9 protein-coding genes are annotated in these 7,964 nt (G+C 62.6%); 5 read left to right on the top strand and 4 right to left on the bottom strand.

Annotated elements, in window-relative coordinates; all coding sequences use genetic code 11:
* The 3 genes from EN879_RS15880 to EN879_RS15870 all read left to right on the top strand — a co-directional run.
* Positions 1-820: sulfate/molybdate ABC transporter ATP-binding protein (locus EN879_RS15880; protein ID WP_164774426.1), on the top strand; the 820-nt coding region annotated here is incomplete at its 5' end.
* Between the two features lie 368 nt (positions 821-1,188).
* The gene (locus EN879_RS15875; protein ID WP_013530872.1) at positions 1,189-2,175 is read left to right on the top strand and encodes a sulfate ABC transporter substrate-binding protein; all 987 of its coding nucleotides are present in this window, start codon (positions 1,189-1,191) and stop codon (positions 2,173-2,175) included.
* 256 nt (positions 2,176-2,431) lie between these two features.
* Positions 2,432-2,881 carry an Rrf2 family transcriptional regulator gene (locus EN879_RS15870; protein WP_013530871.1) on the top strand — a complete coding sequence of 150 codons (450 nt, stop codon included), beginning with the start codon at positions 2,432-2,434 and terminating at the stop codon, positions 2,879-2,881.
* Between the two features lie 114 nt (positions 2,882-2,995).
* Here EN879_RS15870 and EN879_RS15865 read toward each other — a convergent pair whose 3' ends face one another.
* Together EN879_RS15865 and EN879_RS15860 are read right to left on the bottom strand one after the other, a co-directional pair.
* On the bottom strand, positions 2,996-3,865 hold the full coding sequence (locus EN879_RS15865) for an NmrA family NAD(P)-binding protein (protein WP_027160686.1): 870 nt from the start codon (positions 3,863-3,865) through the stop codon (positions 2,996-2,998).
* Positions 3,866-3,908: 43 nt separating this feature from the next.
* Positions 3,909-4,331, bottom strand: a complete 423-nt coding sequence (locus tag EN879_RS15860; RefSeq protein WP_024501529.1) for a DoxX family protein — start codon at positions 4,329-4,331, stop codon at positions 3,909-3,911.
* 73 nt (positions 4,332-4,404) lie between these two features.
* On the opposite strand from EN879_RS15860, the gene EN879_RS15855 reads away from it, so the two are divergent.
* Together EN879_RS15855 and EN879_RS15850 are read left to right on the top strand one after the other, a co-directional pair.
* The gene (locus EN879_RS15855; RefSeq protein WP_244514315.1) at positions 4,405-5,355 is read left to right on the top strand and encodes a LysR family transcriptional regulator; all 951 of its coding nucleotides are present in this window, start codon (positions 4,405-4,407) and stop codon (positions 5,353-5,355) included.
* 164 nt (positions 5,356-5,519) lie between these two features.
* Positions 5,520-6,671: a hypothetical protein gene (locus EN879_RS15850; RefSeq protein WP_063168515.1), complete on the top strand. Its 1,152-nt coding sequence runs from the start codon at positions 5,520-5,522 to the stop codon at positions 6,669-6,671.
* Here EN879_RS15850 and EN879_RS15845 read toward each other — a convergent pair.
* Complete coding sequence (locus EN879_RS15845; RefSeq protein WP_027160689.1) at positions 6,666-7,211, bottom strand: gluconokinase; 546 nt, start codon at positions 7,209-7,211, stop codon at positions 6,666-6,668. The two genes, EN879_RS15850 and EN879_RS15845, sit on opposite strands and share 6 nt — an antisense overlap.
* Positions 7,212-7,213: 2 nt before the next feature.
* Positions 7,214-7,964, bottom strand: a 751-nt coding sequence (locus tag EN879_RS15840; RefSeq protein WP_164774425.1) for an ABC transporter permease, incomplete at its 5' end; no start/stop codon positions are given.

The following is a 7,964-nucleotide window of genomic DNA, read 5'->3' as shown; positions in this document are numbered from 1 at the left end:
CAATGTCGGCTTTGTCTTCCAGCACTATGCGCTGTTCCGGCACATGACGGTGGCCGACAATATCGGCTTCGGCCTGAAGGTCCGGCACGGGCCGTCGCGCCCGCCGGCGCAGGAGATCCGCCGCCGCGCCTCCGAGCTTCTAGACCTTGTCCAGCTGTCGGGGCTGGAAAAGCGCTATCCGGCGCAGCTTTCCGGCGGCCAGCGGCAGCGCGTGGCGCTGGCGCGCGCCATGGCCATCGAACCCAAGGTGCTGCTGCTCGACGAACCGTTCGGCGCGCTTGACGCGCAGGTGCGCCGGGAATTGCGCCGCTGGCTGCGCGAAATCCATGACGCCACCGGCCACACCACCGTCTTCGTCACCCACGACCAGGAAGAGGCGCTGGAGCTTGCCGACCGCGTCGTGGTGATGAGCCAGGGTCGCATCGAGCAGGTCGGCACCGCCGACGACATCTACGACACGCCGAACTCGCCCTTCGTCTACGGCTTCATCGGTGAATCGAGCTCGCTTCCCGTCAAAGTCGAGAATGGCGAGATCTGGCTCGCCGACCGTCCGATCGGGCTTGCCGCGCCCAACGAGCCCTCGGGCGATGCGACGCTCTACTTCCGCCCGCACGATGTCGAATTGCTGGACGGCTGCAGCGGCTGCATCGCCGGCACGGTCGCCGCCAGCCGGCGCGTCGCCGGCACGCGCCGGGTCGAGCTTGAAATCGGTGGTGAGCGTCAGCGGGTCGAAATCGAGTTGCCGGTCGATCATCCCGCGGCGCAAAAAAGCCGGGTGGCGTTCCGCCCCGGCCGCTGGAAGCTTTTTCCGGCGGCTTGATTCTCGGCTCAAGCGCTACGCCAACCGGTTTTCGACCTTCAGATTCCTGATCCGGGTGAACTCTCCCGTGTTGGGCTGCGGTTGTTGCGAAACAGCTTCGCCTCCTTGGGCGGCGTTGAATGACGGTTCTGGGGCATGGCGGCAGCTCTTTGTATATGCCTTTTGTATATGCCATGCAGCACCGCAAACAAGGCGCAGAAAAACTCCGACGAAGGTAGCCATCTCCTGGAACAGAATTCCAACAGGTGCCAACTTAGGCGATATATTTTCCCACGACGAGGCCGCGAACCGAGAGCGCATGCCTCGTCGCGCATGATACGTCACGGCTATGGTCCGACCATCAACGCATTGCATCGGAGCCTGTTTTCATGAAACGATTTTTCCTCGGGCTTGCCACCGTCGCCGGCCTGTTCCTTGCATCCTCCCAAGCCTGGTCGGCCGACAAACTGCTCAACGCATCCTATGATGTCGGCCGCGAACTGTTCGTGCAGGTCAACAAGGCTTTCATCGCCCAGCATCCGGGCGTCACCGTCGACCAGTCGCATGCCGGCACTTCGGCGCAGGCACGCGCCATCGCCGAGGGTCTTGGCGCCGACGTTGTTACCTTCAACCAGGTCATCGACATCGACTTCCTGGTCAAGAAGGGCCTCGTCTCGGCCGACTGGCAGAAGGATTTCCCTGACAATGCCTCGCCCTTCTATTCTCTGCCTTCGTTCCTTGTCCGCGCGGGCAACCCCAAGCACATCAAGGACTGGAACGATCTCGTGCGCGACGACGTGCAGGTGATCTTCCCAAACCCGAAAACATCCGGCAATGCGCGCTACACCTATCTGGCGGCCACCGCCTACGCCAAGGAAGCCTTCAAGGGCGATGACGCCAAGGTGAAAGAGTTCATCACCAAGCTGTTCAACAACGTGCCGATCTTCGACACCGGCGGCCGCGCCGCGACCACCACCTTCGTGCAGCGCGAGATCGGTGATGTGCTGATCACCTTCGAGTCGGAGACGCGCGGCATCCGCAAGGAGTATGGCGACGACAAGTTCGAGCAGGTTACGCCTTCGGTCAGCCTGCTGGCCGAATTCCCGGTCGCCATCGTCGACAAGGTTGCCGACGATCACGGCACGCGCGATCTGGCCAAGACCTATCTCGACTTCCTCTACACACCGGAGGGCCAGGACATCGCCGCCCGCAACGGCCTCAGAGCCCGCGACGCCGCTGTGGCGGCGAAATACAAGGCTGATTTCCCCGATGTCCGGCTGCTGACGGTGGAAGACGTTTTCGGCGGCTGGGACAAGGTGCAGAAAGAGCATTTCGCCGCCGGCGGCCTGCTCGACCAGACCTACGGCAGCCGCTGAGGCAGCGATACCTGCACAGCAGACGAAAAAGCCGGCGCGCTGCCGGCTTTTTTCGTTTTTGAACGCCGATAACCTGGTTATCAGCGGAATATCCGCGTTCTCAGTGCAAAACGTTACAAAGAATCAACGCGTTTATGCCTAACGTGCAATTTGGTGGCTGTTTCGCGAAACATCATCGCGCGGCGAAGACGTCATTATTTGCACACAAACAGTCGCCAGATGCGAGTGGTTGGGGCTTTTATGGGTTGATCTGGGCATGCTGACAAAAAAAGGCAAATACGGCCTCAAGGCCCTCGTGCATCTGTCTGGCCTGCCGGCCGGCCAATTGGCCTTCGTCAATGACATCGCTGTGGCCAACAACATCCCGAAGAAATTCCTCGATGCCATCCTGGGCGAATTGCGCAATGCCGGCTTCGTCCAGAGCCGCAAAGGCAAGGAAGGCGGCTACCGCCTTGCCCGGCCGGCCTCCGAAATCAAGATCGGCCATGTCGTGCGCGTGCTTGACGGGCCGCTGGCGCCAATCCCTTGCGCCAGCCGCACGCAGTATCAACGCTGCGAGGATTGCGACGAGGCGACCTGCCAGGTCCGCCACATGATGCTGGAGGTGCGGCAGGCAATCGCCGAAGTGCTGGATAATCGCAGCCTCGCCGCCATGCGCGATGCCGACAATGACGATTTTCCGGTCGAGCTGACGTCGCAGATCTAAACCACCGACTTCAAGCTGATCGCGTTCAGATAGAGATTCCTGCATTGAAGGAGAGGTTCTCCAAATCTCGGGTTGCGAAGCTCGAAATCACGGAGAACCTCATGCAGTTTTGGCCTATCCGTTCACGTTAGACGCAGCCTCGAATACAGCGCGTGCGGACGTCGTACCCGCTACGTGCTCCGTACCCGCCACACCGAGGTCCATCCATCCCGCATTCACGGCCTCGAACATTTCTTCGGCGGGTCCGGAGTGACCCTTCGGGATGCCGAATTGCTCGAACGCTTCCGCCCACCCCGCACGCGGAATTGCAAAGGCTTTCACGGCGAGATTCAGGACTTCACCCAACTGCTCGGCGACTTCATCCGCGGTGACCATCGAACCGATCTCGACGATGCGCTGCCCTGACCACGTCGACCCGGTCAAAAGGGTTGCGACCTCTGCGCCGATGTCGTTCGTCGCAACCATGGTCGATTTCCGGTTTGTCGGATTGTAGTAGACCGGTAGCATTCCGCCCTGCGCGACCTGCAAGCCGTAGAGGAAATTTTCGAAGAATCCCCCCGCGCGCACAAATGCGGTTGGTGATGTCAGGCCGCGAAACCCTTGCTCCAGAAGCGACAAGGCCGCGATCACCCCGTGCCCGCTTGTTCTGTTCGCACCCATCGACGAAAGCGCGACCACTCGCGGCGGCGCTGCCTTGGTCAGAGCCTCGACATAGCTAGCAATCACGCTCCTCGCTTCTTTGTAATCGGGCGACGGCGCCCAGACAGGGGGCAACATGACGAACGCGCCTTCGACGCCTTTGAGGGCTCGCTCGATGGCTGCCGAATCATTCCAGTCGCCGTCTACCAGTTCCACGCCCTGGTTCGCCCAATTGGCCGCCTTGTCGCGGTTGCGGACGAGTGCGCGTACCTCCTTGCCGTGCGCCAGCAGATGCTCTGCCGTTGCGCCGCCAACTTTTCCCGTGATTCCCATTACTAGGAACATGTGTTTTCTCCTGATGTCGGGGGACAGAGCTGCCCCTGTTGGTTCAATGGATGAGCGGCAGAATGGCCCGGATACGGGGATCGCGGAGATAGAGGCCGCCCCAGGTCATCGCGCCCAGAAACAGGGAGATGATTTCCGGCGGCGACCCCAACTCACCGATGCGGAGATGGGCGCAGATGGCACCTCCCAAAAAGCCCGTCACCAGGATCGCGCCGAGGACGGCGGTGACCGGGATGGCGTAGAGGATGGCGCAGGCGAGGATGATCGGACCCACGACACGGGTCAGGTCCATCGCAAACCCGGTTTCCTGCAACATGCTGGCGATCTGTGCCGGCGCGAAAAGCTGAACAGTGCCATCTGCCGTCAGGGCGATGACGACAAACGCGCTCATGATCCGGCCGGCCCACAGGGCGCGATGCAAGGTCATAATTTCCGGTGTCTGATGCAGGTTCACAGTTTCGGACACTTGTCATTCTCCGATGGGGAGATCCCATATTCGAAGCTTACTGTGCCTCTCAAATGTGATAAATGCCGAGAAAATGAACCAACTGTTCTCTTTTTGGGAAACAATCCGAGGCACGAAAATGCAGAATCTCGAACCCATCCTCATTTTCACAACGGTCGCGGAAATGGGGAGCTTCACCCGCGCGGCCGATAGCCTGGGCATCCAAAAGGGGAGAGCCTCAACGGCGGTCCGCAAGCTGGAAGAAGATGTGGGTGTCAGGCTTCTGCACCGGACGACGCGCAGCGTGCGGTTGACGGAGGACGGACGCGCATTTCATGCCCGCGCCCGCGATCTGCTTGCTGAAGTCGATGATCTGCACTCGATGTTCGCAGGCGACCGCGTGGCACTTCGCGGCCGTTTGCGGGTCGACCTTCCGACCGAAGTGGCGCGCACAACGATCGTACCGGCTTTGCCGGATTTCATGGCGGCTCACCCCGAGTTGGAGCTGGAGGTGTCGAGTACGGATCGGCAAGTCGATCTGGTTCAAGAGGGGTTCGATTGTGTATTGCGGCTTGGACCCATTCGCGACGAGACCCTGATTGCCCGCCCGTTGGGCCTGTTGCGCATGGCCAACGCAGCCAGTCCCGCCTATCTGGCGCGCCATGGCGTGCCTCGATCGCTGGAAGATCTCCAGCGTCAGGAACATAGGGCAATTCATTTTTCGACGCTGCTGGGCGCGCGACCCTATGGATGGGAATATCCGGACGGCGACAGCTACGCGACGCTTCAGTTGCCAGGTGCGCTACACGTCAACAGCGCACAGACCTACGAAGCAGCGGCCCTCGCCGGCCTCGGCCTGATCCAGGCGCCACTCTTGGGCATTGGCCGATACTTGGGGAGTGGAGCGCTTGTCGAGATCCTACCCGATTTTCGTCGCCGGCCGCTCGCCGTGTCCCTCGTCGTCGCACATCGGAGCAATCTATCGCGCCGGGTCCGCGCGTTCATGAAATGGATCGAAGATGTGCTGACGCCATATATGGAATAGCGATACGACTATCTTCGTCCGGCCCTCGAAATCAACACTTCGTAAGCGGCGCGCTTGTCTCAAGTCTAGGGCAAGCGAAATTTGCAGAAGTCTTGAGCGCGGACATGACCTTGCACGGCCCAAGCCGACGCAGTAAAGCGGGGTTCGAAGAACGGGCTGGACCGATGAGGCTGTGGTGGTTAGAAAAATCCCGCAAGGCCGCCCGCAAGCTGCCGTCGGCAGCCAGTTTCCGCACTGAAATCATCGCAGACGTCTTCGTCCCGGAACGGGCGGAGGATGTACGCTTCTTCAGCCGCAAGCTGGTTCGCCCTGGCCGGCTTCGCCGCTTTTCCAACAAGGATCTTCGCGAAGGCCTGCTGTCTATCTTCTATCTCGTGGTGGCGGCGGCACTGCCGGTGCGGTGGTGGGCGCCGATCTGCGGCCGCGTATCGAGGTTTCGCCTCAAGCGCCATATGCGCAAGGAATTCCCGGCCTACGCTGCCGCCACGCTCGCGGTGCTGGGCGATGGTATCGATGCACGCAAGCTGTTCGAGGGATTGCTGGCAGCGCGCCACCGCCGCCGCTTGCAGCTCGCCGCACATCTGGTGGCCGGCCGCTGGTCGCCGACGATCCGGCTGGAGGGGTTGGCGGGGCTGCGGTCGGCCTTGCAGCGCGGCCACGGCGCCATCCTCTGGTGCGATCAGTTCACCGCCCAGACCATCATCGGCAAGCGCGCGCTGTACGAGGCCGGTATCGAAGCGCATCAGGTGAGCGTCAACACCCACGGTATTTCCGAATCGGCGTTCGGCTTGCGTTTCCTCAATCCGCCGCTGATCGATGTCGAAAACCGGTTCCTGAAAAGCCGGGTCGTCTTTGGCCGCGACGACACCTATCAAGTCACCATCCGCATCCAGAAGATCCTGAAGCAGAATGGCGTGGTGACGATGACCAACACCGTCCATGCCGGCACGAGCTTCACCGAGGCAGCCATGGGCGAAAGCGGCTGGACGCATCTCGCCTCGGCACCGGCGAATTTCGCCGCCAGGGGCAGGACCGCCCTGTTTGCCATGTCGACCTTCGAAGTGGTTCCCTTCATCGAATACCGGGCCGTGCTCAGCCCCGAGCTGACGCCGGAGGCATCTGTCAGCCCGGCAACGGACATGGCCAGGGATGGCGCCAAGAACATGACTGTGCAGGCGCACTACATCCTGCTCAAGCGCGACCGCCTGCTGGAAGCGCTGAAGCTCTACCCCGAGCAGATGCTGACGTGGTCCCGCCGGCAGCGGCTGACCGAGGCCTCGGACAGCATCGGCATCGGAATGGATGAAGGCTCATGACCGGCGTATCAGACGGACCGCGGCGGCGACGAGCTCACCGACCGGGCGTGTGGCATTGAGTTTCGAGGCGCGCTCATCCGCAGCCGGCGGCTCGAGGATGGCGAACTGGCTGTCGACCAGGCTCGCCGGCATGAAGTGGCCCTTGCGGCTGCCGACGCGCTGCCTGGCCGTACCAGGGTCGATCTCCAGATAGAGGAAGACGATTTCCGGGCAGAAGCCGCTCAGCCGGTCGCGGTAGCTGCGCTTCAGCGCCGAGCAGGCGGCGACCACGCCGTTGCCCTGCCCCACCGACGCGGCGATGCGCTCGCCGATCGCGTTGAGCCAGCCTTCGCGCAGCTGATCGGTAAGCGGCTCGCCGCTTGCCATGCGTGCGACGTTTTCCGGAGGATGCAGCCTGTCGCCCTCGATAAAGGTAACGCCCAGAGCGGCGGCAAGCCCAACGCCCACCGCCGACTTGCCGCAGCCGGCGACGCCCATAACCACGATGGCCGGCACCGAGCCGGGGGCGCTCGTCGGCGCCTGTGCTGCCGCTTCGTCCACTGTCAGCGGCTTGCCGGCGCGCGGCCGTAGAGCAGCAGCATGGCGACGATGACGACACCGTAGATGATCTGCCGCCCCGCCTCCGGCATCTGCATGACCGACAAGATGGATTGCAGCAAAGTGATGAGGATGACACCGGCGACAGTGCCGAGATAGGAGCCGCGCCCACCCAAGATCGAGGTGCCGCCAAGCACCACCGCGGCGATCGACGGCAGCAGATAAGCGTCGCCCATCGACTGCGCCGCCTTGGAGGCATAGCCGGCCAGAAGCACGCCGCCGAAAGCCGAGAGCCCACCGGAGACGGCGAAGGCGATCATCACCACGCGCCTTGTGTCGATGCCGGAGAGATAGGCCGCGCGCTCGCGGTTGCCGATGCCGTAGACGGTGCGGCCGAAGCCGGTCCGCGTCAGCACGAACACCATCGCGGCCCCGATCAGCGCCCAGATGATGACGGCGTTGGGCACGCCCGGAATGGCGAAACCGGTCGCCAGGTAGCGCATCGCGCCCGTCGCCGAATCCTGCGGCGAGAAGCCGCCGGTGTAGACCACCATCAGCCCTTGCGCGACAGCGTTGGTGGCCAATGTGATGATCATCGAGGGGATGCGCAGATAGGCGACGCCGATGCCGTTGACGACGCCGATCAGCATGCCGCAGATGATGCCGAACGGGATGGCCAACGCCACGCCGACCGGGCCGTACGCCGCCGCGGCGCAGGCCATCATGGCGCCCGCCGCCACCGCCCACGGCACCGAC

This window comes from Mesorhizobium sp. M7A.F.Ca.AU.002.02.1.1 (genome assembly GCF_003998535.1).
Lineage (GTDB): Bacteria > Pseudomonadota > Alphaproteobacteria > Rhizobiales > Rhizobiaceae > Mesorhizobium > Mesorhizobium ciceri.
Note: the sequence above shows the minus strand (reverse complement) of the source record. Positions and strands in the feature narration are given on the sequence as shown.

What these genes read in the sequence shown, in the direction of transcription:
- EN879_RS15850 (WP_063168515.1), top strand. Translation starts at nt 5,520, where the DNA reads ATGAGGCTGTGGTGGTTAGAAAAATCCCGCAAGGCCGCCCGCAAGCTG.
- EN879_RS15865 (WP_027160686.1), bottom strand. Translation starts at nt 3,865, where the DNA reads ATGTTCCTAGTAATGGGAATCACGGGAAAAGTTGGCGGCGCAACGGCA.
- EN879_RS15875 (WP_013530872.1), top strand. Translation starts at nt 1,189, where the DNA reads ATGAAACGATTTTTCCTCGGGCTTGCCACCGTCGCCGGCCTGTTCCTT.
- EN879_RS15855 (WP_244514315.1), top strand. Translation starts at nt 4,405, where the DNA reads ATGAACCAACTGTTCTCTTTTTGGGAAACAATCCGAGGCACGAAAATG.
- EN879_RS15870 (WP_013530871.1), top strand. Translation starts at nt 2,432, where the DNA reads ATGCTGACAAAAAAAGGCAAATACGGCCTCAAGGCCCTCGTGCATCTG.